The sequence below is a fragment of the Streptomyces sp. NPDC002306 genome (genome assembly GCF_053593435.1).
Genome location: NZ_JBSFCK010000056.1, coordinates 1 through 23,546 on the forward strand (window position 1 = coordinate 1; position 23,546 = coordinate 23,546).

Sequence of the window (23,546 nt, forward strand, 5' to 3'; positions counted from 1 at the left end):
GAAGGTGGCCCGGCAGCGGCAGGACCACGCCCGGAAATGGGCGAAGCGTGTCGTGGCCGGTCATGATGCGCTCGCCGTCGAGGACTTCAGGCCGAGGTTTCTCTCGAGGACCACGATGGCGCGGAAGGCCGCGGACGCGGCGATCGGCGCGACGAAACAGGCGCTGCTGGAGATGGGCCGTAAACATGGACGGGACGTCCGCCTGGTCCATCCCGCCCACAGCACGATGGACTGCGCGGCATGCGGTGCGAGAACCAAGCACCAGCTGCCGCTCGGCGAGAGAACCTACCACTGCACCGTGTGCAAAACGGTGTCCCCCAGGGACAAGAACTCCGCACGCGTGATGCTTGTCCGGGCAGGTCTGAACCCGGCCGGCGTTGATGGCACAAGACCTTCCGGAGCGCCGCTCCGGAAGGCAGCCTGAGCCAGGAATCCCCTCCCTCCAGGGAGGGGAGCAGTCAATCTTTCTGCGACCGTGAATGCCGTCAGCCAGCCGCGCTGGTACAACAGCTCTCCTACCGCGGTCTCAGTAGCCACGGGCGGGAGGATCTCACGCGGATCCCGCCCGGGCGACCGAAATACGTCCAGCCGACGGCTGCGCCCGCAGCGTGATCAAGATGAGACGATCTCATCGTCGCGGGGGTGACCAGGCGTCGGATCGATCCTGGGTAGCCCCGTTCGCCGAGGGTGTCCTCGCCTGTTCGGCAGCCCCGCGGCCGTACTGCGGCGTGAGCATTGCGTCTCGGGTGGCTTTCAGGCGGCGGATTTGCCGGCCGTCATCATTCGCCAGGCCTTGCGGCCCTCGACGCCCGTGGCCGTCAAGGCCGTAGGTCACTGTCACCGGGTTGAAGGAGCGGACGGATCCCTCCAGCACGGTGGCTCCCCGCGGTACGCGACTGCGTGAGGTCTACGCATGGGGAGGGCTGGCCGATGACGGTCAGCCGGTCGCTGCACCAGTGAGAGACCTCGTCCGGCCTGAATGGCGATCGGGGGCCTGCGCGCCCACCTGTACGACGCCCTGCCCGGGTGTTCGCCGGGAGTACCACTACTCGTGACGCAGTGGTACCGGTGAGAAACGCATGAGGTCTATTCGTCGAGGAAGATCTCTTCGATCCTCAGGCCGAAGAGCTTGGCGAGGCGGAAGGCGAGGGGAAGGCTTGGATCGAACTTCCCTGTTTCGATGGCGTTGATCGTCTGCCGGGAAACGCCGGCTTGCTGAGCCAGTTCGGCCTGAGTCCAACTGTGTTCGGCGCGAAGGACTGTGAGGCGGTTCTTCACCGGTACCGGATCTTGCCGACGACGAAGGCGATCATGAAGACGACTCCCATGAGCGTGGGGAGGACTGCAATGTCGACGTCGTGGGTGACGAGGCTGGCAGTGTCCGCGACGACGTAGGAGAATCCGACAACCCACCCCACGCCGAGAGTGACCGCCAGCGCGTCCTGCATGATCTTCCGCTGCAGCTCGTCGAGCGCGCGGAGAAAGCGCGTGAAGGCGATGATCCAGCCGATGCCGACGGCGAGATGGACGGCCACGGCGGCCCAGCTCGCCATCTGCTGTGGCGGCTCCCATAGGCGTTGCGGGCCGAACTTGGCCAGGGCAAGGCTTGCCGCCCAGGCGAGTGTCCAGAGCACGAGCCGAGCGCTCGCCTTGATCTCGTCGTGTGCTTGCACGGGTGCCGTCCCTTGATGCGGTGTCAAGTGTACTTGACACGGTAGGAAGCGTTGCACCTCTATGTCAAGTGAGCTTGACATTGGGTGTGGTTCGGTCGGCCATATTGATGAGAAGTGCATTGGGCTCATTCCCGAGGGCGCAGCGGACGTGCGGGGGTTTGAAGGAGCCGGTGATGACGTGGGGCTGGTATCGCCGGCGGTGGACGAACCTGCGGGTTTCGGCAGCGAGTCCGGCCTGGTTCCTGGCCAAGTTGATGTGTGGCAGGCTGGATGGTTTCCCGCCGCGGGCCCGCCATGGGTGTAGGGGATCTTGGCGGGGCAGTGCGCCGTTTCCGATCCCTCTCGTGCTTCCGCGACGACTGGATCGCGGCCAGGGAGGCCGTGGGGCGGCACGCCGGAGCTGCACTTCGAAGATCTCATGCACACCGGCGACATGCTGGCTTCGACCGTCGACGCCAGTACTCGTGAGCTGATGACCCGCATGGGTCACAGCAGCTCGCTTGCCGCGCTGATCTGTCAGCATATGACCAGTGACCGTGGTCGGGCCATCGCCGATCGGCTCGGAGCCATGATCCGCCAGGGTGGGCGAGAGGAAGATCCCGACCAGGGTCTGTTGTGCAAGTGCAGCTCATGAGCACGCATGGAGACAACGACTGCGCGGTCCGCTTCATCCGCCACCTGCACCGCAAGAAGGCGTGCCACTGAGCGGCCGACAGTTTCAAGGCGTCGGCATCCCGCCCAGGAGCACGATCACCACTATGAACACCGGAATAGCCAAGGCCACGGCCAACCCGGCAAGGCAGCCCCATAGGGTCAGTCGCACGCTGGTTCTCGCGTAGTCATCGCTCTTCGACACGTCGTATCCAACAGTGAGAGACGCCGACTTTCTACCCAGGGGACGTGGACCCCGTCTGGCTCCAGTGGCACGCTCCGAACACGCGAAGGGCCAGCCTGGGAGGAAATCGCTCCTGAACCGGCCCTTCTTGCTGATCCCGGCAGGATTCGAACCTGTGACACCCGCTTTAGGAATTCGCTCCAGCGGGACCTTGGCTCGGTCCGGCTCCGCACAGACTGCCGCCTACAACCGCTCAATGCCGCAGCTGTTCGTGGTCGTTGATGTCAGCGTTGGATGTCACCGGAACAACTGCGGCAGGGGGCAGATCTCCAGGGGGTCGCCCGGCCGATCCGCCCAGTTCCACCAGACGTGCCGACTTGCACACCTCCACAGCGATCGGCAGGTCCGCCGGCCGTCGTCCTCATGCTTGCAGAGCACGAGGCCGCCAGACTTCAAAGGCTGGCTGCACTCGGGACATGCCGGGGTGTCACTGGTCATGCATCGCACACTAACCCGAGCCCATACCCCCAGGGACATCACAAACGTGATCACCCAAGTGCTGCCCCCGCCTCGTGCAGCCGAACTCTCACCTGGCGGTTGTGCTCAACGTGGTCGATCACCTTACCGCGGATGCGTGCTCCCAGAACGGGCAGCCCCATCCCTCTCGGCATGGCAATGATCTCGGCCAGCCCCACGGCTCCCGGAAGCCCGTCGATCTGGATGAACACACCGAAGGGCTGACGTCCGATCACCTCTCCTGCGACAGAAGCCCCAACGGGAAATGCGGCAATCGTCGCCGCCCAAACCTCATCTTGCGACAGCCCCGGCAAGTCGGGGCGACGCGCTGGCCACGTGTACTCCTCCATGGACTGATCATGGCCTGTCGAGAAGCCCGTGACTACTGCGTTGCACGGGCGGACGTAGCGTTTGGCATGTCCGTCGAGGTGACGACGGCTCTCGCAGCAGCCCAAGTGAACGGCACCTCTCGACCGCGGCGAGCTGGCGTTGACCGTGGCTGACCGCACGATGTGGCACGGCTGTGGCACGGGGACCGCTTCGTCCCGAAGCAACCTGGGTGGGAGCTGGGTCTTGAGCCGATGGGCCTCGGGCCTGCGCTGATGGTCCGCAGACGTTCGTGGGCGTCCGCCGGTGTGCGTCTGTGTTGTCACTCAATTGGACACTCGCCCGCTCAACGATCCATCGCCGACACGTGCGTTGTCAGTGCCTGCGTCTATGGTCTCAAGCGCGCGGTCGGCTTCCGGGGGTTCCAGCTCTGAAAAGATGGCTTCATCCCTGGCCTGTCTGGGGGCGGCTCGGAGACTCGTCCGGGACCTAACCGACGGCCAGGCTTCGTCGATGGCCACGAGGTGACCTGCCAGCGCCGGCCGCGCACCCTCTCGCGGGGGAGGACGCACGCTTTCCAGCTGTGGTGGTGGGGTGGCGAGGTTCGTGCAGGGTCGTTCAGCCTCGCTTATCGACGGCTGGCTGATGGGTGGCACTCGGGCTCTGGTTTCGTTTGAACCGCCGTGAATGGAGCTGAATGAGACGGAAACTGAGACGGCTGTGGCGCTGGGCGATCACCAGCCGCGTTCGCGGGCCATGGCGATGAGCGTTCTGGCTTCGGAGGGGCAGCGGGCCAGTTCACCGGCGGCGCGGATCTGTTCGTCGGTCATGCCGCGTTTCACCAGCTGGATCGCTTCGTGAATCCCGTTTCCGTTACTGTGGTCGAGCATGGCCAGGAACCACCGCACGGCCTGGACCGAGTCCGGCGCTGTTCCTAGACCGTCGCGGTACCAGCAGCCGGCGGCGAACATCGAGCCCGTGTGGCCTCGCTCGGCGGCATACAGGTACCAACTCATTGCTTCGACGTCCTCATCGATCGCGGCAAGCCGGTTGCCGAGGACGGCGGCAGTCTCGGTCACGCCCCCCTTGACGGCCTGACGCAGCAGACGCAGGCACTGGTCATGGTCTCTCACTCGGGCATCACCGGTGATGTGCACGCCCGCCAAGTTGAATGCGGCGTACGCGTCGCCGACCTTCGCAGCTGTAGTGAACAGGGCCTCGGCTTGGTGTGTGTCTGCCTCGACTCCGCGGCCGGTGCGCTACATGAGGCCCAAGGTGCGCTGGGCGGCCGGATTCCCGGCTCGTGCTGCGGCTGTTGCGAAGGTCAGCACCATCGGCAGCGCCGAATCGTCCACGAAGTCGAGCAGCGCTCCTGCCAGAAGGGCCTGCGCTTCGACGTCCCCGGCATCGGCCTGGCCCTTCAGAGGCGCGATCCCCGTGAGCACCAGGTTCGCCGATTCCAAGCTGCCAGCATTCGAACCAGCGATCCAGGCGGTGACAGCCGCTTTCCAATCTCCCCTTGCAGCGGCTTGTTGCCCTTGCTCCAGGAACTCGGCGGCAGGATCGCTCACGGGGGGAATGGGAGCATCGCTCATGGTGAGACATCCTGCCGCACTACACGTCAGCACAGGTCATGAGGGTAGTGCGGCGCGGCACATCGGTGGCGGCCAAGAAATTCTCCCCGAAACCTGAGCTTGGGAATCACCGGGCCTTATGGTCTCGGTTGTGTTATGACCCGAATCAACGAGTGCCAGGGCGAACCGCTGAGCTCGGCTTGGCGCCCGCTGTTGACCATGGTTTACCGTCCCCTCGGGCACGCATCGGACACGGCCCCCTTCTGATCCGTAGCTCTATAGAGATCAGTCGCTGACGCTCGTATCAGCCCCTCCACGACCTTTGCGGGGTACTGATGGTTGGGGTCGGTTGCTGTGGTTGCTGTACTTCGCTGCGGTACAGCAACCGCCTGTGCCCTGCTCATTCATGTAGCGGCAAGCTTGCTTCGTCGTCGCTCATCGCGGTGTAGACGGTGAGGCAGGATGCGACGACATCGACCTCCGAAGGCCCTGCGATCCGGAGCCGTACCAACTCGGGGAGATCGGCAGAGCGGTCGATCAGGCCAATGGCATCGTCAGGCCATGGGTGTGGCAGCCGCGGAAGGTAATCCACCAAGATCTTGTCGACGAAGGAGCCTTGAACCGCGATCGAATCTCCCGTCTCGACGTGGTGCAGATAGGTAAGCGAGATCATGACGTCTGGCTTGTGCGGCCCCTCCCTGAGGAAGACATCCACACAATCACTGTCGTCCACGGCCCCGAACGAGACTCGTTCGACGAAGTAGTTCACGCATGGGGCAAGCATGCGGGCTGCTCTCAGGCAGCGATTCTTGACGGCATCCTCAGCCTCGACTGCGTCAGTCATGGCGTGAGGCTAGGGCTTACTGCTGGCTGCGTCGACTCCTCCAACCCGGGGGTGCGGCGCGAGCGGGTGGACCTGCCGGCCAGCCTGCGGACGGTGATCCCGGGAAGCCCCGCTCTAGGAGCGAGGTGGGGCAATTGCTGGTCTGACCTGCGAAGCGCTTACGTCGGTAGTCGCGGGATCAGCCACCTGTCGGCCACTGTCGTTCCCCGTGGCTCCCCGCTGGATCTGGCACGCTTGTGGCACGAGCCGTGGCCATGATCACGAAGGCTGCTGAGGAGGGGGCACAGCGGCGGCCGTGCGGTGATGATGGTCGAATGAAAGAAGAGTCGCCCGTACCGTCGCCGGTCATCCTTGGCATAGACGATCTCCGGCCACTGCCTTGGACCACGCGGATCGCGCGCAGCAGCGGCGAAGGTGTCAAGCTCCTGCAAGAGCACCGCGACAGCTTCATCGATGAACTCTGGCTCGACCACGACCTCGGCGGTGACGACAGCATCTTGCCCGTGGTGACCCTCCTGGAAGAAGCAGCTTTCAACGGGCGGCCTTTCCGGATCGGCACGGTCTACGTGCACAGCGCCAACCCCATTGGCGCCGAGACCGTCGTCCGGTCGCTCACACACTGGAACTACCAGGTCCGGCGGGCGACGGTCTAGGAATCCGCTTTGAAGTCTGGCCTCATCCTTATCAGGACGATCGAGGCGCCATCTCGACCACGATAGGCATCCGCTGAAGCCTGGTCCGGCTGCCGTTGCGGTTCGGCGTTGATCGGCGCCGTAGTCCGTTGTTGGTGTCAGCCGGTGGCGTCAGACGGCCCAGGCGCCCTTGACAGTTCGGCCTTCGCTGCCAGCCAGTTCCCTGCCTGATCAGGCACGGGAAGGGCAAGGTTATTCCGAACATGGAGAGGTGGAGGGGTCGCATACTGGCGTCATGCTCGCGCCGCAGCGGTTCCGGGGCGGTCGACACGCGAAGTACCACTTCATCGATCATGTGCTCGTGTGCTGTCCGAAGTGCGCTGGGATTGCGCACGTTGCCCTGGCGGTGCCTACGGCCGATGGCTCGGTCTCCTCGGTATTCGCGCGCCGCCGTCTCGTCTGTCGGATGTGCGGTCTGAATCGGGATGAGGCCGGTGGAGAGTTTCGACTCTTCCGGGGGCGTGGTGAAGCCACAGATCCCTACTTCAATCTGCCGTTGTGGTTGCAGGCGGAGACACGACACGGCTGGTTGTGGGCCTACAACCCAGAGCACCTGGAGCTGCTCCGGCAGTTCGTGCAGGCACCGTTGCGTGAAAGAGCCCCATGGAATGCGCAGGTCAAGAAGATGACAGTCGTCGCGCGGCTACCAACCTGGATCAAGAGCGCAAAGAACAGAGGCGAGGTTCTGCGTGCCGTCGACCGGATCCGGTCGACGCTCGCCTGACCACTTCAACCACACACCTATACCCGGCTTCCGTCCCGTCCGCCGTCGACCCACACACCGTGGAGCGGGCGTGGTTCCCGGCGTTCAGACCAGATGGAAACGACCTGGATGTCAGGGGCTGCTTCTGCTCGGCTCTGCCTGGGGCCTTGGCGGACGGGACGGGAGCCTTCCCGCGCACGTCGCTACGGGCCCGCAGTCGTGGCGGCGCCGATTAGGGGGCCGTGCGCAGTCGTACAGAGCCGGTCACCGGGCCGCACGTCGCGCGTTGGAGGCCCGTTCCGCGTGGCACCATCCGGGCCGGCAGCGTCCAGCCGCATCCGACCCGCCGCGCCCTGTACATGCCGGTGGCCCGGCCCGGGTTCAGCGCCCTGGCCGGGCCACCTGGCGACAATTCGCGCTCACGGCCGCCTGCGTGCCTGCGCGTCAGTGCTTCGCGCCGCTGTCTTCCCAGTGCTTGGTGACGGGAGTCGCCGTGACGTCGCCCGAGTACACCAGCGCCACTCGGTGGTTGTACTGGATCGTGTACTGCGTCTTCGCGCCGGTGACGACCGTCCCGCTGGACTTGAAGTAGTCCACCGTCGCGTTCGGCGGCCGGGTGGCGACGTATGCCTGGCCGGCGGGGAGGCTGTACCCGCTGATCGGGGCCTGCGTCGAGGCGCCCAGGCCGGCCGGGTACTCCGAGGCGTCCGGGTAGCTCGACCCGTAGATGGCCACCGGGGTGCTGCCCGCGGCGGAGATGGTCTTCACGCCGTAGGCCTGCTTGGTGTTCTGGCCGTTCGGGTTGTGGAACCACACCTTCGCGCCGCTGAACCAGATCGCCGTCCAGTCGTCCTGCTGGTCGGCGACGACGAACTGCTGGCCGCTCTGCGCGGTGCTGCCCCAGTCGCTGATCTTGTCCGTGCCTGCGGCCGTGCCGTGGATCGCCTGGTCCCCGAAGAGCGGGGCGGACGCGTCGGGCGCGGTGCGCAGGAAGACGAAGTTGGACGCTTGCTGCCGGTCCGTGCACGCGGTCGTCGCACCGGTCGGGTCGTCGATCGGGCACACCTGGACGGTCTGCAGGTTGGTGTCGAAGACGGGGTCGATGGTCACGACCGAGCCCACGGGCGCGGTGCCGCGCAGGCCGCTGAGCGGCGCGCCGAGCAGGCGCATGAAGTGGTCCCAGTCCCAGCTCGGTCCCGGGTCCCAGTGCTGCGCGCGGACACCGCTCAGGCTCGGCCCGGCGACGTCGTCGTGACCCAGGATGTGCTGGCGGTCCAGTGGTATGCCGAACCGGTGGGCCAGGTACTGCACGAGGTGGGCCGTGGACTCGTACTGGGCCTCGGTGTACCAGGTGGCGCCGTGCGCGGCGTAGCCCTCGTGCTCGATGCCGATCGAGTGCAGGTTCGAGGAGTAGTTGCCCGCGTGGAACGCGATGTCCTTCGTGGCCACCATCTGCGTCACGGCGCCGTCCGAGGACCGCATGACGTACTGGGTCGACACGCTGTTCGTCGGGTTGGCGAGAGCGGCCACGCTGGAGTCGTACGTGCCCTCCAGGTCGTGGATGACGATGGTGTCGATCTTGATGCCGTTGGCGGGGCGGTTCGACACCTGCGTGCCGGCCGGGGAGCCGGGCACGAAGGTGCACGGCACGGCCGGCGGGCACTCGGTGTCGGTGTCCGCGGCGGCCTTCAGGTGCAGCCGCTCCACCTGGGTGGTGGCGGGGCTGACCGAGGGGGTGGCGTCGAGCCGGACCCGCTGGCCGTCCTTGGTGGTGACGCCGGCGCCGCCGCGGATGGTGGCGTAGACGCGGTCGGCGAAGCCGGCCGCAGCCTGCTTCTGCGTCGACTGGCTGTAGCGGGCGACCGCGCCGTACCACTGGGCCGCGTCCGACGGCACGGTGCCGGCCACCTGCTTCTGGTACGAGGCCAGCAGGGCCGCGCCGCCGCGGATGTTCGCCGCGGGGTCCTTGCGCAGCGCGTCCTCGGACAGGCCGGTCAGCTTCGCGGCGGCCTGCAGGGTGTGCAGCGCCGGGTTCGCGGCCATCGACTTCAGATCGCCGCGGCCGACGGCACCCGCGCCGCCGGAAGCCATCATGTCCGGGGTCACGTCGGTGAGGTGCATGGGCCCGTAGCCGCCGTCGGCGCTGGCCTGCGCGCCGTGCGACTCCCAGGCCGACTCCTGGTACGCCAGGCCGAGCAGGACGCTCGACGGGACGTGGTACTCCGCCGCGGCCGAGGCGAAGTCCTGCTGCCGGGCGCTGCTCGCGGTGCCTGCGGTGCCGCTCGTCGTGTCGGCCAGCGCGGTGATCGGCAGGACGGCGAGGCCGCCTGCGGCCACGGCACCGATCGCGATGGCGAGCGTCACACGCTGCCGCCGCGTCTTCCTCTTGTGCAAGGTGCTGATCCTTTACGGGAGCTCAGAGGTGGAAGTCGTCGAGCACTCCGCTGACCAGGTGGCCACCAGGGACCACGCATGCCGGGGCCTTGAGCGCCGGCCGCAGTATCCGACCGGTCGTCCATGCAGAACCTGCTCCCATGCGTGCGACCAGGCGGCGTTACTGGCTTCGGAGGGCCGTCGTCGCTGGGTGGGGCGTGAGGAGCCCACACCGGCCACGTTGCCGTGCGGGCCGCCGGCCCATGACGAAGGAGCCCCGTGGCGACAGACGTCACGGGGGATTTGTTTGACGACACAACGACGTTACGTGGTCGATGCACGTGAACGCGTTGCGCTCAGGCCAAGAAGGTGTGAAGACCTTGAGCGGGTCCTCGCGGCAGGGGAGACCCCGCCACTCCCAAGAGGCGTCGCGCTCGCCCCTTCCTGAGTGCCGGAACCGATCAGCGCTCGGTTGCAACTGCCAGTGCCGGAGCTGCCCCGCCCCCCGGCCTGCGGATGCCCGGTGAGCCGGGCAGCGACTGAAGGCGTAGTCCACAACGCCAGCTCTGCGACGACCCGTGCGTCGGCATCAGCAGCGAGTGTCCCCACCGCATCGGACGGGAGAGGGGAACTGACAGGCGGCTTCCTTGGCGCTCGACGACTGGATCTGTCGCGCAGAGGCGCGCCCTCCCGGGCCGTCAACGTGCTCGCATCAAGTGATGAGCAGGCGGAGGCCGAGATCTGCTGCTTCGAGGTCTGCGAGGTCGCTGTTGCGCTCGGTCCACCGGCCGGAGTCGAGGTCGTCGCTGAGGCTTTGCACCGCCCGCTGCTCGGCTTCCGGCCCGACCCTCGTCCACACCGACATCGCACGACGCACGTGATCCTCCAGATACGCCCCGGGGCGACGCCAGTACGCCTCGAACAGGCCGTCAGCGCAGTCCCACGGGATGGGTACCGGCTCAGCGCGGGCGCCGATCGCGTCGGCCATCGCGGCAAGCGAGGGAAATTCTGCGAGGACGGCGGCGAATTCGGGCAGGTAGTCGCGGGTGAGCCAGAACCGGTCCTGCCATCCGCTCTCGTCGGTGTCGAACGTGAGCACCACGACGCGGCGGGCCACGCGCCGCATCTCGCGCAGCCCCGCCATCGGATCCCCCCAGTGGTGAACGGTGGAGACGGCCATCGCGGCGTCGAAGGAGTGGTCCTCGAACGGCAGCCTCTCTGCGGCGGCTGCCAGGCACGGCGCCGAGCCGGCAGGCCGTTGCCCGCGCATGACCGCCGACGGCTCCACCGCGGTCACGTCGCGTTCAGCAGGCTCGTAGGAACCGGTGCCGGCCCCGACATTCAGCACCGTCTGTGCGTCCCCGAGCGCGTCCAGGATCTGCGCGGCGATCCGGGGCTCGGTACGCCGTGTCGCGGTGTACGCGCCGCCGATCGTGTCATACAGCCGCGCACCGAGGATCTCCAGCTGCTTCGTCGGTGTCACCATCAATCCCTGCGCCCGTGCCTTTAATTCCCTGTCGATGGCCGCCACCATGGCGTCAGTGCGATCACGCCGCTCCAGCAGCAGGCCGCGCAGCTGGCGCAGGTGTGCGACCGCGTCGGTCGAGGAGTCGTCGACCAGTTCTGCAACCGCTCGCAGGCCGAAGCCCAGGCGCCGGTAGGCCAGCACCTCCCGTAGCCGCTCCACGTCGCCCGCCGAGTAGGCCCGATACCCGGCCGCGGTCCGAGCCGAAGGACGCACGAGCCCGATCTCGTCATAGTGATGCAGCGTGCGGACGGTTACGCCGGCCAGCTCGGCCACGCGTCCCACGGTCCAGTGATCTTCCACAGCCCCGACTATGCAGCCTGACGTCACGTGAGGGTCAAGAGTCGGCAGCGAGAGCCGAGTTGACATTTACCGCGTGGTGCCGCCTGCTGCCTCGTGAATGGCGGGGAAGCGGTACGGGAGGCGTCCGAGTCCGTTCCTCTGCTGGTGGCGCGCGGTTCGTCCACCGGCGTGGGGGAGGGCGGACAGGATGTCGGTGCGGGTCATCGGTTCGGGTGCTCTGGCCAGCAGGTACACAATTTGGACCGGCAGGTCCGCGTCCGCGGTGCCGCGTTCGGCGCTTTCCAGGCGCGTTCGTGCAGCTCGTGCTGGGTGAGCGCTTCGAACAGCTGGAACAGGACGGCGTGCCGAACTGGGAGAGCGTCGCGCGAGTTTCCGGGAGTCGGCTGCGGTTGTCGTAAGGCGTAGATGCTGGCAGCAGCCGCCAGAGCTCTGGCAGCCAGCGGATGCGCTCGCGCCAGGCGGGCCGTGCCGATCAGTCCGCGGCCCGAGAGCCCCAAGTCGATGGTGCTGGTGCGGATGCCGTGCTCGGCCTTGCCGATCAGCCGCAGTGTCTGCCGCACGCTTCACTGGAACGGCGGTCCGCACTGGCGACTCGTCAATTCGCCTGCACGAGAACAACCCAGGGACGCTCGCAGCGCCCGCTGCGCGACGGGTGTGGGGCCCCGTGCTGGACCGGTTCACGCCTTGGACGGGACCGCTCCGAAAGAAGTACACACCACGTAGTCGGCACTCAGGCGGGAGGGGAGGTAGGCACATTGCAGACTCTCGCCTGGGACCCCTGAGGGCACCGGCTGCCTCCACGGCTGCTTCGGCGGCGAGTCCGCTTGCGAACACCTCAGGCGGAGGACCACGGCCCGGGCGTGATCGAAGACGGTCAAGACCCACACATCAACCCGACTCAAACCGCGTATAACGGAGTTGACGGGCGAGCCACCGTACGACGTCCGTGCCGTGCACCGCGAACCGTGCCCCTGGGCCGGAGTTCGGCCGGCCCGGCTTCGGCAACCAGCAGTACGCCTACGGCGGCGTAGTGGCGCTGTCAGTCCGCCCTTCAGGCCGGGTTCCGGTCCGGGTCGATCGCCCGCAGCGCCCTCCGACGCTTCAGTCGCTGTGGGTGCTGGCAGTCATCTGTACGGGCTTGTACGCCCGTTGATGCGCCGCCACCCACTGCCCAAGGTGATCGGGGCGGGGTGGAGCGCAGTAGCCGGCCTGATGTCTGTCAGCGACCGCGACACGAGCGGGTCACCGGCTCAAGAATGCGTGGTCGGTGGGCCGCCACGACTACGGCACCGCGACCCTGCGCGGCGACCGCGGCCCGTTTCGTCGACGACGAGTCCTGGGGTTACCACCGCCACGGCGGCCGCCGCTGACCTGCACACCGCAGGGCGGTTCGGCTGCTGACCACAGTTGCACTGGTATCCCGCTCACGGCGGCGCGCCTGGAACTGCGAGGCCCCAGGCGCGCCGCCGCCGTATGCGTGCCGCGCAATTGCGTGCTGCCGCTACGCGGAGCAGGGCCGGCCTGCCGCGTCGGCGGTCGGCCCATGGGGCGCCGTGCTGTGCCCAGCCTGGCTGGGCCGCTTGTTCTTGACTACCCGCGTCGTCGGCGGCGTCCGCGGGCCCTGTACGTCGGTGGCGGGCGGGGAGACGAACGGTGCGCCGCAACCTGCTGTGAAGGTTGCGGCGCACGGGGTGGAGGGGCGTCGCCCGTGTTCAGCCGTCGACCGCCAGGGCCGCCACGGGACTTACCCGCGCGGCACGGCGCGCCGGCAGGGCGCCGGCCAGGGCGGTGAGGGCGGTCAGGGCCATGACGAGGCCGAGGAGTTGGATGACGGGGAACTCGACCGGACCGCTGGCGCCGAGCGCTTTGAGAATCAGCCAGGAGTAGGGGACGGCGAGCAGGAGGCCCATGGTGGCGCCGATGGCGCCGTAGAGGGCGGCTTCCAGGGTCATCGCGCCGCTGAGGCCCCGTCGGGTGAGTCCCACCGCCCGAAGCAGGCCCGCTTCGCGGACGCGTTCGACGACGGACAGGGCGGTGGTGGCGCCGACGCCGGTGATCGCGATCACCACGGTGAGGCCGGTGAGGGCGAGGGATCCGCCCACGGTGTAGGCGAGCCCTGAGAGGAGACTGTCGCGCTGGTCGGCGAGGACCGTGAGATAGGCCTGGTCCTTCGTGCCGATGACGGCGCTGAGCGTCCGGACGGCGTTGTTGCGGCCCTGTTCGCCGGCGGCCGCCGCGTCGGCGAGCAGTCCGGTGGGACCGGCGGGCACGCCGAGCCGGTTCAGGTCGGCAGGGGTGGTGAGGATGTCGGCGCCGAGCGGCGCCGCGTCGAGGATTGCCACCACCTTGACCTTGGCCGAGTGTGTGCCGTAGGTCAGGGTGATCGTGTCGCCGACCGCCGTTCGTGCGCGGTGTGCGGTGCCCTGGAGCAGCGCGACGCCGCCCGGGGCGATGTCCTGCACGGAGCCGCTCGTGGTCCGCAACTGGTGCCAGGTCGGCAGCTTGCGCAGATCGAGGTCAACGGCCGTGTTCTCCTGGGGCCGGGTGCCGATTCCCACCGCCGCGGTGCGCTCGGGCAGCACACGGGTCAGGGTTTTCGCCCGGCCCGCGTTCCTCACCATGGCCTCTGGCAGGGGCTTGCCCTCGGAGGAGTTGAGCCAGAAGTCGCTGGGCGCGAGTGCGGTGACCATGCGGTCGACCGTTTTTTGCTCGTAGGTGGCGCCCACCAGCACCACTCCGATCATGGTGACGCCGAGTCCGACGACGACGCTCACCGCGGCGGCCCGCCGGGTTGCCCCGCCGACGCCGCCGACGGCCAGCCGGCCGAGGGGCCCGGACATCCGAAGCGGCCATCCCACCACCCGCAGGATCGGGCGGACGAGTACGGGACCGAGCGCGACCAGCGCGAAGTACGCAAGTCCTCCGGAGAACACGATCAGGAACAGGACGCTCTTCGGAATGTCCTCTTGGCCGGCCTTGGGAAGCTTGGCCGTGGCGATCGCCGCGAGCAGCAGTGAGACTGCCACCAGGAGGCCACCCCACAGGGCGCGGGCGCGACCGATACCTTGCTGTCCGGCGGAGGTGGAAGCGCTGCGGAGGGCTTCCAGCGGGGAGACGCGGGCCGCGCTCGCTGCAGGCGAGAGCACCGCGATCACGGTCATCGCCACCGCGCCGAGTACCACGGCGAGAGCCGGGCCGAGCGGCAGGCCAGGCATGGACACATGGGTGCCGAAGAAGCCGAGCACGACGGGCAGGCCATTGCCCACGACCGCGGCGAAAGTCACTCCGCAGGCACCGGCGACGGCCCCGGTCAGGGCCCCCTCCGCGGCCAGCGCACGCACCAGCGGTTTGCGGTCGGCACCCACCGCGCGCAGCAGGGCGAGCTGCCGCATCCGCTGGGCGAAGACGATCCGGAACGTGGAGGTCGCCACCAGCGCCGCCGCGATCACCGCGACCGTCTCGAACACCGAGACGATCGTGAAGAGGGCGTCGTACTGGCCGGTGACCTTCTGCCTCTCCTGGGCGCGAGTCCGGTCTCCGGAGAACACATGTGCCTTGGTCCTCGCGTCCGGACCCGCCGCCGTCTCCAGGGCGGTCAGGGTCTGCTGCGCGTCGGCGCCGGGCGTGAGGCGCACATCGATCTGGCTGACGGAAACATCCGGTCCACCGACCCGGAACACGGTGGTGTCGGGAGCGTACGCCTGCTCTCCGTCCACCCCTCCCGCTGCGTCGGGCGCCACGGCGAATCCGGTGATCTTCAGAGCGACCGGCCGGTCCTGCTGCGGACCGGACAGCACGGAGACCGTGTCGCCGATGCCGACGCCGAGCCGGTTCGCGGAGCGTTCGGTGAGGGCCATCTCGCCGGGCGCGTGCGGGTAGCTGCCCTTGACCACGTGGACCAGAGCGAGTTCGCCCTTGCCGGGGTCGGCGCTCATCGCCAGGCTGATGCCCGCGGGGCGGCGCAGCTTGAGGTAGGCGGTCGTGCGTGCCTGAGCTTCGGCCACTCCCGGCACGCGGCGCACCTCGGGGAGCGCGGCGGCCTGCACCGAGACCTCCGGATCGGAGTGGATGACGATGTCGGCCGCCGCTGGAGTGCCGTGCAGGTTGTCCAGGACGGTTCGTTCGAGTGCCTGCTGGGCGAGGACGGTGGCGAAGACCACGAACGCGGCCACGGCGACGGCCAGCCCGGTCAGCAGGAGTCGTGCGGGCCGGTGCAGGGCGCCGGCGATCTGGGTGCGCAGCAGGCTCATCGGCCGACCGCCAGCCGGCGCAGGGCCTCGGTCACCGAGGCGTGGTCGGGGCGCTCGATCTCGCCGGCGACCCGTCCGTCGGCGAGCAGTACCACGCGGTCGGCGTAGGCGGCGGCGCCGGGATCGTGGGTGACCATGACGACGGTCTGGCCGAATTCGCGCACCGAGGCCCGCAGCATGGCCAGTACCTCCGCCCCCGCGCGGGAGTCGAGGTTGCCGGTCGGTTCGTCGGCGAAGACGACCTCCGGCCGCGACACCATGGCACGGGCGACGGCCACCCTCTGCTGCTGCCCGCCGGACAGCTCGCTGGGCCGGTGTTCGAGCCGGTCGGCGATGCCGAGGGCGGTGACCAGGCGCTGGAACAGCTGGGGCTCGGGCCGGCGGCCGGACAGGTCGAGGGGCAGGGTGATGTTCTGCCGGGCGGTGAGGTGCGGGAGCAGGTTGAACGCCTGGAAGACGAACCCGATGCGCTCGCGACGCACCTGGGTGAGCACCCGGTCGCTCTGCGTCGTGAGGTCGGTGCCCGCGAGCAGGGCCTGCCCGGAGGTGGCCTGGTCGAGCCCGGCCAGACAGTGCATGAGGGTGGACTTCCCGGATCCCGAGGGGCCCATGATGGCGGTGAACCGGGCGCGTGCGAACTCGACGCTCACCCCGTCGAGGGCTCTCACTTCCGTGTCCCCCTTGCCGTACACCTTGACCAGGTCGACCGCGGCGGCCGCACCGGCCATCGGGTGGCCGACGTGATGACCGTGATGCAGGGCGTTGGCAGGGGATACAGGGGGACTGAACATCGTTTCCTACTCCTGAGGATGCCTGTGTCGGTTGGTGCGTGACCGCGAACAGTGGCGAGCCGGGTGTTGCGTGCCCGTGCCGGAGTCGGTGAGCACCGTCCGTGCCGTCGTAGTGGGTGAGATCAGCTTCGCGGCGCGGCCTCGACCTGCACATCTGTCGCAGGACAGGTCTTCGGGGGACGTGCCTGCCGGGCCATCCGACTTTCGGCAGATCCGCTCTGGAGGACGGACGGCTATCGTTTTCGTGTGTTGAACGCGCAACAAGCACGTCGCTGGGCGCAGGCCGGCCGGGCGGCCGCAGTGGCCGTCATGGCAGTCCTGGCCCTCACCGACACCGCCCTCACCCTCGTTCTCGTCGCCCATGACCGGACCTCGGGCTGGGGATGGACCGTGCACGTGGGCCTCGCCCTGGTCACCGGCCTGCTGTGGCTGGGGGAGCAGCGCTACGGGAAGCGGCTGCCGATGGCCGGCCTCGCCCTGGCGGTCTGCTCCCTCGCCGGTACGGCACTGCTCGCCCTGAGGCACGACTACGGTCCCTGGGGGTGGGCGGAGACCTTCGGGCTGCTGCTGATGCTGATCACCGTGGTGCGTCGGGCCCAGGGTCGGCTCATGCCTGTCTCGGCGGCAGGCCTCTGCGTGGCGCTGTGTGTCCAGCCTGTACGGGGCCTGTCCTGGGACGTCGCCATGGTCTTCGGATTCCTGCAGGGACTGCTGGCCGCCGCGGCGGTGGTCACCGGCCTGTATCTGCGCTTCCAGATGACCGCCCGTGAACAGCAGCTCGCGGCAGTACGGGCCGAGCAGCGCACGGAGTTCGCCAGGGACCTGCACGACTTCGTCGCTCACCACGTGACCGGCATCGTCGTCCAGGCGCAAGGGGCGCGCTATGTCGCCGGAACCGCGCCAGGGATGGCGGTCGACGCGCTCCAGGAGATCGAGGAGGCCGGTACCAAGACCATGTCCGCGATGCGGCGGATGGTCGGCGTACTGCGCCAGGAGGATGACCGGGTCGCGCTCCACCCGGCAGGCGGCCTCGGTGACCTGGCACGGCTGGTCGACGAGTTCGCGGCGGGCGGCGGCCCGGTGGCCCGGCTGTCGGGCGACGACGCGGGCGACGACCTCCCGTTGGAGGTGACGACCTCCGCCTACCGCGTCGTGATGGAAGCGCTCACCAATGTCAGGAAGCACGCGGGGGCCGCGAGCGAGGTGGAGGTCAGCATCGAACGCACTCCCCGGTGGCTGTTCGTACGGGTGGTCAACGACGGCCCGCAGGTGCCCGCTCAGCGTTCGGGCAAGCCCTTCGACCGGTCGGGGTTCGGGCTGGTCGGACTGGACGAACGCGTGGGGGCGATCGGTGGCCGGCTGCGCACGGAGCCGGGGATCGACGGAGGCTGGGTTGTCGAGGCGGCGCTGCCCTTGACTGTCGGGACAGACATGAAGAGCGGGAGCGGGGAATGACGATCCGGGTACTCGTCGCCGACGACCAGTCGATGGTCCGGGCCGGATTCGGCATGATCATCAAAGCCCAGCCGGACATGGAACTGGTGGGTGAGGCGTCCGACGGCGTCCAGGCGGTGGAGATGGCACGGCGACTGCGCCCGGACGTGGCGCTGATGGACATCCGCATGCCGCACATGGACGGTCTGGAGGCACTGCGCCTCCTCGCCGGGCCGGACGTCTCCGATCCGGTGAAGGTCGTCATCGCCACCACCTTCGACCAGGACGAGTACGTCCACACCGCCCTGCGCAACGGAGCCTGCGGTTTCCTGTTGAAAGACTCCGGTCCCGCCCTGCTGGTCGAAGCCATCCGTGCGGCGGACTCCGGCGAAGCCCTGATCAGCCCGTCGATCACCGTGCGACTCCTGGAGAGGCTGACCGTCCCGGCCCCCCTGGGTGACACCGAGGTCCTGTCTCCACGCGAGACCGACGTGGTGCGTCTGGTCGCCCGCGGCCGGACGAACGCCGAGATCTCGGAACAGCTGTTCATCACCGTCGGCACGGTGAAGACCCACCTCAGCCACATCCAGACGAAACTCGCCGCCCGGAACCGCGTGGAGATCGCCGCCTGGGCGTGGGAGCGGAACCTGGTCGGGTGAATCACCGACGGGTAGCCATAGCTGGCGGCCGCGACTGCCTTGATAGCGCCGTGCTCTCCGCTGGGTGGAGGAATGTCTTGATCCAGCCGCTCAGGGATGGCGAGCGGTTGGCCGGTCTGCGTTCAGGCGCAGTATGAGTGAAAGAGCGTGCGAGAGATGATCATGCATCATGATCAAGTAGACGTGACCACCGAAACAGTCGCGACCTTGATCCGGAAACAGTTCCCTCAGTGGAGCGGCAAGGAGATCCGACCCCTGCAGTCGACGGGGACGGTCAACGCCATCTTCCGCATAGGGAACGACCTCTCAGCACGGTTCCCACTGCGTCTGACCGATGCCGCGGAGACGCTCGCGGTCCTGAACCAGGAAGCCCGAGCGGGCGCGGAGCTGGCGCAGGTGTCTCCTTTCCCTGCCCCGCAACCCGTCGCCTTGGGAGACCCCGGAGCGGGCTACCCCATGCCGTGGTCGGTCCAGACGTGGCTGCCGGGAACAGTCGCCTCGGAAGCCGACCCGAGCGGGTCCGCTGCCTTCGCGCAGGACCTCGCAACATTGATCGCCGCCCTCCGAGAGGCCGATACACGCGGGCGCCTCTTCAATGGCGAGGGCCGTGGCGGCGTTCTCACCCACCAGGACGAATGGATGGAGAAGTGCTTCGCACAGAGCGACGGGCTTCTCGACGTGCCCCGGCTGCGCCAGGTGTGGAGCCGCCTGCGGGAGCTGCCACGCACGGCTGCCGACGTGATGAGCCATAGTGACCTGATCCCAGGCAACGTGCTGGTCGCGGGCGGCCGGCTCAGCGGCGTACTCGATGGCGGCGGCTTCGGACCGGCCGACCCGGCGCTGGATCTGGTGAGTGCCTGGCATCTGCTGCAACGGAGTCCGCGGGAAGTGCTCCGCCGGACACTGGGCTGCGACGAACTCGAGTGGGAGCGCGGCAAAGCGTGGGCCTTCGCACAGGCGATGGGCACTGTCTGGTACTACGTCAAGAGCAATCCGACGATGAGCAGGATGGGGCGCCAGACACTCGACCGCATTCTGGAATCAGACAGATCCCCAGGGGCGGCGAAGAAGAATGCGACTGCCGGCCTTGCGTCGGGTTCGCGACCGGAACGGTCGACGGGCGCGTCCATGAATAGACATAAAGGAACAAACACCTAGCTGTAAGCGCATAATATAGCTATTTTCGCTTATTGTGACTTTCATGTGTTTACGCTCGCCGTGGTGACTCCCAGGCTGGTAGGCGGGACGGGCGGAAAGGACTGCGGTCGTGAGTGGTGGGCAGAGCGCACTTCCCCGGTTGCTGACCGCAGCGGAGACGGCGGCGCCGGTGGATGCGGTCGACGTGATTGCGGAGGACCTGCGGCGGCGTTTCGAGGCCACGAAGGTCACTTTCCTCATCGTGGACCTGACGGGGAAGGCCGTCGCCCGCCTGTCCACCGCCCCTGCGGAAGATGGGCGTGAGGCGGAGCGGATCCCCTTGTTCGGCAGTGTCTATGAGGAGGTGATCCGTACACAGCGGCTGTATCAGGAGGCGACCAGCCAGGGGCAGCGGGTGATCGTACCGGTCACCAATCGGGGGGATGCGATCGGGCTGCTGGAACTGCTCCTGCCGGACGACCCCGGCGAGGACGTCATTGATGAGGTCGGGGAAGCCGCTCATGTCCTGGCCTACATCGTGATCGCAAACGGGCGTTTCACCGACTTCTACACCTGGGGCAAACGCTCCAGGCCACCCACCCTGGCAGCGGAGATCCAGTACCAGCTGCTCCCACCTTCACTGTCGTGCGAGGCCGCGCAGTTCACGCTGTGCGGGAGCCTGGAGCCCTCCGAAGACCTCAGCGGTGACACTTTCGACTACACCCTGGAGTGGGACACACTGCACGTGTCGGTGACCGATCCCATGGGCCACGACATCGATGCCGCCCTGGCCGCTACGGTCCTGGTGAGCGCCCTGCGTGGCGCCCGCCGCGCAGGAGCCGGCCTGGCCGAACAGGCCCACCGGGCCGACGTGGCACTCGTCGAGCACGGCCACGGGCACGCCACGGGACAGCTGCTGCGCATCGATCTCCACACCGGACAGGCTCAGTTCCTCAACGCCGGACACCCATGGCCACTGCGCATGCGCGAGGGCGCTGTGGAGGTGATCACCTGCGAGGTGGACCATCCCTTCGGGCTGTCCGAGTTCGTGACCCTCCCCTACCGCGTACAAGACCTCGATCTGCGCCGTGGCGACCGTCTACTCATGTTCACCGACGGCATGGTCGAACGTCACGGGGAGAAGGTCGACCTGCCCGCCCTGATGGAGCGCACCCGCGGCCTACACCCGCGGGAGGCCGCGCTGATGCTGACGTCCGCGGTCCGGGACGCTGCCGGCGGCCGGCTCGAAGACGATGCCACCGTGATGTGCCTGGACTGGCACGGCCCCCAGGAGACCCAACGACACGTCAGCTCCGGCGCGGACGCCCAGCAAGCCTCAGCCGGCCGCACAAAGCAGCAGCCGTGACCTGGCCTGGTTCACGAGAACCGGCTCTGGTCCACTTCATGCGGTCGCGTACACAGGGTGACTGTTGATCTTCGCGTAGTGGTGGTTCTGGTGGCCGTAGGCGGTCAGTGCGCGCATGGCAGGCGCCCGGCCGGACGGCCACAGCAGAGCATCTCCACCGCGACGGCGAGTTTCCACGAACGTGCGCTACACCGGGTGGCAGACCGACACGACTACGACGTGGGCGGCTGAGCACGGCCGCTGGCCACCCGGCAATGGAGTAGAGACACCACCGACGCCCACGGCAACGTCCCACTTCGGCCGCCACGAGTCGTCCGAACCCCGCGAGAGCGGCCTGGCTCGAGCGGCGGCCAAGCGGGCTCGTCGGCGGCGAAGGCGACGTAGATCGCGCGCTTGCGCCGGGCCGCTGCCTCCGGGTCGCTGCACGTGAGAGTGCACCGGGTCGCGTCAGCCGCGTTCCTCCTCCTTGGCCTCCATGAGCCGGATTCCCCGATGCGTCAACATCACCATCGCGGGTGTGTTTCCCTGCGCCCAGTCGACGGTGATCAGCTCCTCGCCCACCAGATATGCGCAGGCCGCCGCCAGATCCTGCTCAGGGACCTGGAGACCGTCACGCAGCCTCGCCCCGGTGACGCCGAGGAGACGGTTGCCTTCCGTGGCGTCGTACAGCATTTTCATGATCGCTTGGCGGTAGGTCTTCCGCTCGTGCAGTGTTGCCATGATGGCGGGTCTTTCAGCGTCCGTTGCCATGGATCGGCGAGTGCAGGACCAGCACGGAAGTCGGTGCCGGCGGAATGGGGCTGCGTGGCCGTCCGTGTGCGGGAGCCCCTGGGGAGTGGTTTTGACGACCTCTGGCCTCGGCGACTGCCGACGACGCGGGTTCGACGACGGCCTGCCCGGGATGCTCCTCCCGGCCGGGCGGCAGCTGCCCGGTGGGAGGAAGCGTCATCCCCGTCCTCCCGGGATTCCTCGGAATCCTGGTCCACGTCAGTCATGGAGCTGCCGAGGAGTGCGTGTTCCGCTGCCATGAGCGCGCTCGCGGTCGTCGGAGAGCGGGAGCTGTCGCTCGCGGCGGCCATCAGGCGGTCGGCTGCCGGGGCGCTGGTCTCCGGTGGTATCACCAACAGATTCCAGCTGCCCGTGGTGTGAGACAGCAACAGGATCTTGTGGGGGTCCAGATCTATCGTGAACCAACCGACCTTCACCACGTGACCGTTGACGGGCACTCTGCGCGGGACGGCAGGCCAGTACGTCGCGTTCACGGCGATCCGGGTGATCCGTCCGGACAAGGGGTCCAGTACGTCGGCCAGAGCGGGGAGTTCCTGTGTCAGGTCCCGGGAGCGGGGCCACCAGGCACCGTCCAGAGGTCCTCGGGACGTGCTCACCGTTTTGAGCGCGAGGCGCGCGGTCGGAGCCCTGAAGGGCACGATCCGCAGCGAGGGTTGGTCGGTGGTCGCGGACATCGCGCACCTGTCTCCCGGCCGCCGCTTGGGGCGGCGGCCCGGTGTGGTCACTCGCCGAGAACGACACCGGCGTGGCGGCCGGTGTGCGAAATGCTCTCGATGCCTCCACGTTACTCCCGCGGGCACGTCGGACGGACCCAGGCGGGGCACCGGCTCCGAATGCCGCGTCACGCGCGCCGCGCCATCATGCCCGCCCGGCTGGACGCCCTCGATCGGTCCCGGTCTCGATCAGGGATCTGTTCGGCCGCCAGACGGACGAGGTCTTGAAGTGACCCCGGCGGACGGCGAAGGACGCTGAGGCGGACAGGCAGAGTCCGGAGCACGCTCTTACGCAGGCAGCCGTCGAGCCGCCGGTTCACCCACGCCTGGCCTGGGACGACTGCATGTCTGTCACCTGGCCGCCGCCGGAATTGGCACGCTTCCGATGGCGACCTCGGCGGGGCCAGGGGAGGAGGGGCGGCGGGCATCGTGTCCGCCTTCGGAGTCCCAGACCCTTTCCCGCGTCGAGTCCCATGCGGCGGCCTCGGCCTCGGCTTCGGCGGCGATGCGGAAGAGCTCGACCTCTTGGATCAGGCCGCTCGCGGTGAGCTTTCGCGCCGGGTCCGTGGCTGTGGACATCAGCCGGGCGGCCGTGACGGCGTCGGTCTCGGGCGGGATCACCAGCAGGTCCCAGCGGCCGGTGGTGTAGGAGAGCAGCAGCTTGTGCGGGTCCTGCTCGGCCTTGAACCAGCCGACCTTCACCACGTGGCCCTGGACGGGAACCTTCCGGGGGATGACCGGCCAGAACGCGGGGTTCACGGTGACGTGTGTGATCCGCCCCCACAGCGGGTCCAAAGCCGCGGTGAGCGCGGGCAGTTCGGCCGTCAGGTCGCGGGAGCGTGGCCACCATGCGCCGTCGATCAGCGCGGGGGCCGTGCCAGTCGGCGCCAGCTACGGATCCGGTGGCCCTTCGACAGGAGGCACGGCTGGCTCGGGACCTCTCGGCGTGCCAACGGGACCTGTCATTGGGCCCCAGCAGCAATTCCTTCCCTACATTCCACCAGGCATAGCAGCTCCTGGCTATGCTGAAAAACGTGAGTGC

The 23,546-nt window shown here is 68.1% G+C and carries 21 protein-coding genes and 1 pseudogene; 8 read left to right on the forward strand and 14 right to left on the reverse strand.

What is annotated here, in order from left to right; genetic code table 11:
• Window positions 1-424: zinc ribbon domain-containing protein (locus ACWCQK_RS38575; RefSeq protein WP_451163370.1), on the forward strand; the 424-nt coding region annotated here is incomplete at its 5' end.
• Between the two features lie 662 nt (window positions 425-1,086).
• Here the strand turns inward: ACWCQK_RS38575 and ACWCQK_RS38580 are convergent.
• Both ACWCQK_RS38580 and ACWCQK_RS38585 read right to left on the reverse strand, forming a co-directional pair.
• Window positions 1,087-1,278: a helix-turn-helix transcriptional regulator gene (locus tag ACWCQK_RS38580; RefSeq protein ID WP_451163372.1), complete on the reverse strand. Its 192-nt coding sequence runs from the start codon at window positions 1,276-1,278 to the stop codon at window positions 1,087-1,089.
• Window positions 1,275-1,673 (reverse strand): hypothetical protein, encoded by a 399-nt coding sequence (locus tag ACWCQK_RS38585; RefSeq protein ID WP_451163374.1) that lies wholly within the window; start codon window positions 1,671-1,673, stop codon window positions 1,275-1,277. Before ACWCQK_RS38585 ends, ACWCQK_RS38580 begins: the two co-directional genes overlap by 4 nt.
• Window positions 1,674-1,973: 300 nt before the next feature.
• On the opposite strand from ACWCQK_RS38585, the pseudogene ACWCQK_RS38590 reads away from it, so the two are divergent.
• Window positions 1,974-2,307: pseudogene (locus ACWCQK_RS38590) on the forward strand (site-specific integrase); the annotation flags it as partial.
• A 749-nt stretch (window positions 2,308-3,056) separates the two neighbouring features.
• On the opposite strand, the gene ACWCQK_RS38595 reads toward ACWCQK_RS38590, so the two are convergent.
• From ACWCQK_RS38595 to ACWCQK_RS38610, 4 genes are all read right to left on the reverse strand, one after another.
• Window positions 3,057-3,374: a hypothetical protein gene (locus ACWCQK_RS38595; RefSeq protein WP_451163376.1), complete on the reverse strand. Its 318-nt coding sequence runs from the start codon at window positions 3,372-3,374 to the stop codon at window positions 3,057-3,059.
• 711 nt (window positions 3,375-4,085) lie between these two features.
• Window positions 4,086-4,508 (reverse strand): hypothetical protein, encoded by a 423-nt coding sequence (locus tag ACWCQK_RS38600; RefSeq protein ID WP_451163378.1) that lies wholly within the window; start codon window positions 4,506-4,508, stop codon window positions 4,086-4,088.
• Between the two features lie 102 nt (window positions 4,509-4,610).
• Window positions 4,611-4,922 carry a hypothetical protein gene (locus ACWCQK_RS38605; protein WP_451163380.1) on the reverse strand — a complete coding sequence of 104 codons (312 nt, stop codon included), beginning with the start codon at window positions 4,920-4,922 and terminating at the stop codon, window positions 4,611-4,613.
• 403 nt (window positions 4,923-5,325) lie between these two features.
• Window positions 5,326-5,769 carry a hypothetical protein gene (locus tag ACWCQK_RS38610; RefSeq protein WP_451163382.1) on the reverse strand — a complete coding sequence of 148 codons (444 nt, stop codon included), beginning with the start codon at window positions 5,767-5,769 and terminating at the stop codon, window positions 5,326-5,328.
• 314 nt (window positions 5,770-6,083) lie between these two features.
• Here ACWCQK_RS38610 and ACWCQK_RS38615 point away from each other — a divergent pair, with 314 nt between their 5' ends.
• Window positions 6,084-6,422: a cyclic-phosphate processing receiver domain-containing protein gene (locus ACWCQK_RS38615; RefSeq protein WP_451163384.1), complete on the forward strand. Its 339-nt coding sequence runs from the start codon at window positions 6,084-6,086 to the stop codon at window positions 6,420-6,422.
• A 274-nt stretch (window positions 6,423-6,696) separates the two neighbouring features.
• A complete protein-coding gene (locus ACWCQK_RS38620; RefSeq protein ID WP_451163386.1) occupies window positions 6,697-7,185 on the forward strand; it encodes a hypothetical protein in 489 nt (162 codons plus the stop codon).
• Window positions 7,186-7,608: 423 nt separating this feature from the next.
• Here the strand turns inward: ACWCQK_RS38620 and ACWCQK_RS38625 are convergent, their stop codons facing one another.
• The 5 genes from ACWCQK_RS38625 to ACWCQK_RS38645 form a co-directional block, all read right to left on the reverse strand.
• Complete coding sequence (locus ACWCQK_RS38625) at window positions 7,609-9,558, reverse strand: N-acetylmuramoyl-L-alanine amidase (protein ID WP_451163388.1); 1,950 nt, start codon at window positions 9,556-9,558, stop codon at window positions 7,609-7,611.
• Between the two features lie 691 nt (window positions 9,559-10,249).
• Window positions 10,250-11,347, reverse strand: a complete 1,098-nt coding sequence (locus tag ACWCQK_RS38630; protein ID WP_451163418.1) for a MerR family transcriptional regulator — start codon at window positions 11,345-11,347, stop codon at window positions 10,250-10,252.
• 218 nt (window positions 11,348-11,565) lie between these two features.
• Window positions 11,566-11,925 carry a hypothetical protein gene (locus tag ACWCQK_RS38635; RefSeq protein ID WP_451163390.1) on the reverse strand — a complete coding sequence of 120 codons (360 nt, stop codon included), beginning with the start codon at window positions 11,923-11,925 and terminating at the stop codon, window positions 11,566-11,568.
• A gap of 1,152 nt (window positions 11,926-13,077) precedes the next feature.
• Window positions 13,078-15,615 (reverse strand): FtsX-like permease family protein, encoded by a 2,538-nt coding sequence (locus ACWCQK_RS38640; RefSeq protein WP_451163392.1) that lies wholly within the window; start codon window positions 15,613-15,615, stop codon window positions 13,078-13,080.
• Window positions 15,612-16,406 carry an ABC transporter ATP-binding protein gene (locus ACWCQK_RS38645; RefSeq protein ID WP_451163394.1) on the reverse strand — a complete coding sequence of 265 codons (795 nt, stop codon included), beginning with the start codon at window positions 16,404-16,406 and terminating at the stop codon, window positions 15,612-15,614. Before ACWCQK_RS38645 ends, ACWCQK_RS38640 begins: the two co-directional genes overlap by 4 nt.
• A gap of 246 nt (window positions 16,407-16,652) precedes the next feature.
• Between ACWCQK_RS38645 and ACWCQK_RS38650 the strand changes: the two genes are divergently transcribed.
• The 4 genes from ACWCQK_RS38650 to ACWCQK_RS38665 all read left to right on the forward strand — a co-directional run bounded on the left by ACWCQK_RS38650 (window position 16,653) and on the right by ACWCQK_RS38665 (window position 21,002).
• Window positions 16,653-17,861: a histidine kinase gene (locus ACWCQK_RS38650; protein WP_451163396.1), complete on the forward strand. Its 1,209-nt coding sequence runs from the start codon at window positions 16,653-16,655 to the stop codon at window positions 17,859-17,861.
• Entirely contained in the window at window positions 17,858-18,499 is a 642-nt protein-coding gene (locus ACWCQK_RS38655) for a response regulator (RefSeq protein WP_451163398.1), read from the forward strand. Before ACWCQK_RS38650 ends, ACWCQK_RS38655 begins: the two co-directional genes overlap by 4 nt.
• A 156-nt stretch (window positions 18,500-18,655) precedes the next feature.
• On the forward strand, window positions 18,656-19,657 hold the full coding sequence (locus ACWCQK_RS38660; RefSeq protein WP_451163400.1) for an aminoglycoside phosphotransferase family protein: 1,002 nt from the start codon (window positions 18,656-18,658) through the stop codon (window positions 19,655-19,657).
• Window positions 19,658-19,766: 109 nt separating this feature from the next.
• Window positions 19,767-21,002 carry a PP2C family protein-serine/threonine phosphatase gene (locus ACWCQK_RS38665; protein WP_451163402.1) on the forward strand — a complete coding sequence of 412 codons (1,236 nt, stop codon included), beginning with the start codon at window positions 19,767-19,769 and terminating at the stop codon, window positions 21,000-21,002.
• A 447-nt stretch (window positions 21,003-21,449) separates the two neighbouring features.
• Here ACWCQK_RS38665 and ACWCQK_RS38670 read toward each other — a convergent pair whose 3' ends face one another.
• The 3 genes from ACWCQK_RS38670 to ACWCQK_RS38680 all read right to left on the reverse strand — a co-directional run bounded on the left by ACWCQK_RS38670 (window position 21,450) and on the right by ACWCQK_RS38680 (window position 23,395).
• Complete coding sequence (locus ACWCQK_RS38670; protein ID WP_451163404.1) at window positions 21,450-21,722, reverse strand: hypothetical protein; 273 nt, start codon at window positions 21,720-21,722, stop codon at window positions 21,450-21,452.
• Window positions 21,677-22,465, reverse strand: a complete 789-nt coding sequence (locus ACWCQK_RS38675) for a DUF5994 family protein (protein WP_451163406.1) — start codon at window positions 22,463-22,465, stop codon at window positions 21,677-21,679. Before ACWCQK_RS38675 ends, ACWCQK_RS38670 begins: the two co-directional genes overlap by 46 nt.
• Window positions 22,466-22,855: 390 nt before the next feature.
• Complete coding sequence (locus tag ACWCQK_RS38680) at window positions 22,856-23,395, reverse strand: DUF5994 family protein (protein WP_451163420.1); 540 nt, start codon at window positions 23,393-23,395, stop codon at window positions 22,856-22,858.
• Window positions 23,396-23,546 lie beyond the last annotated feature (151 nt).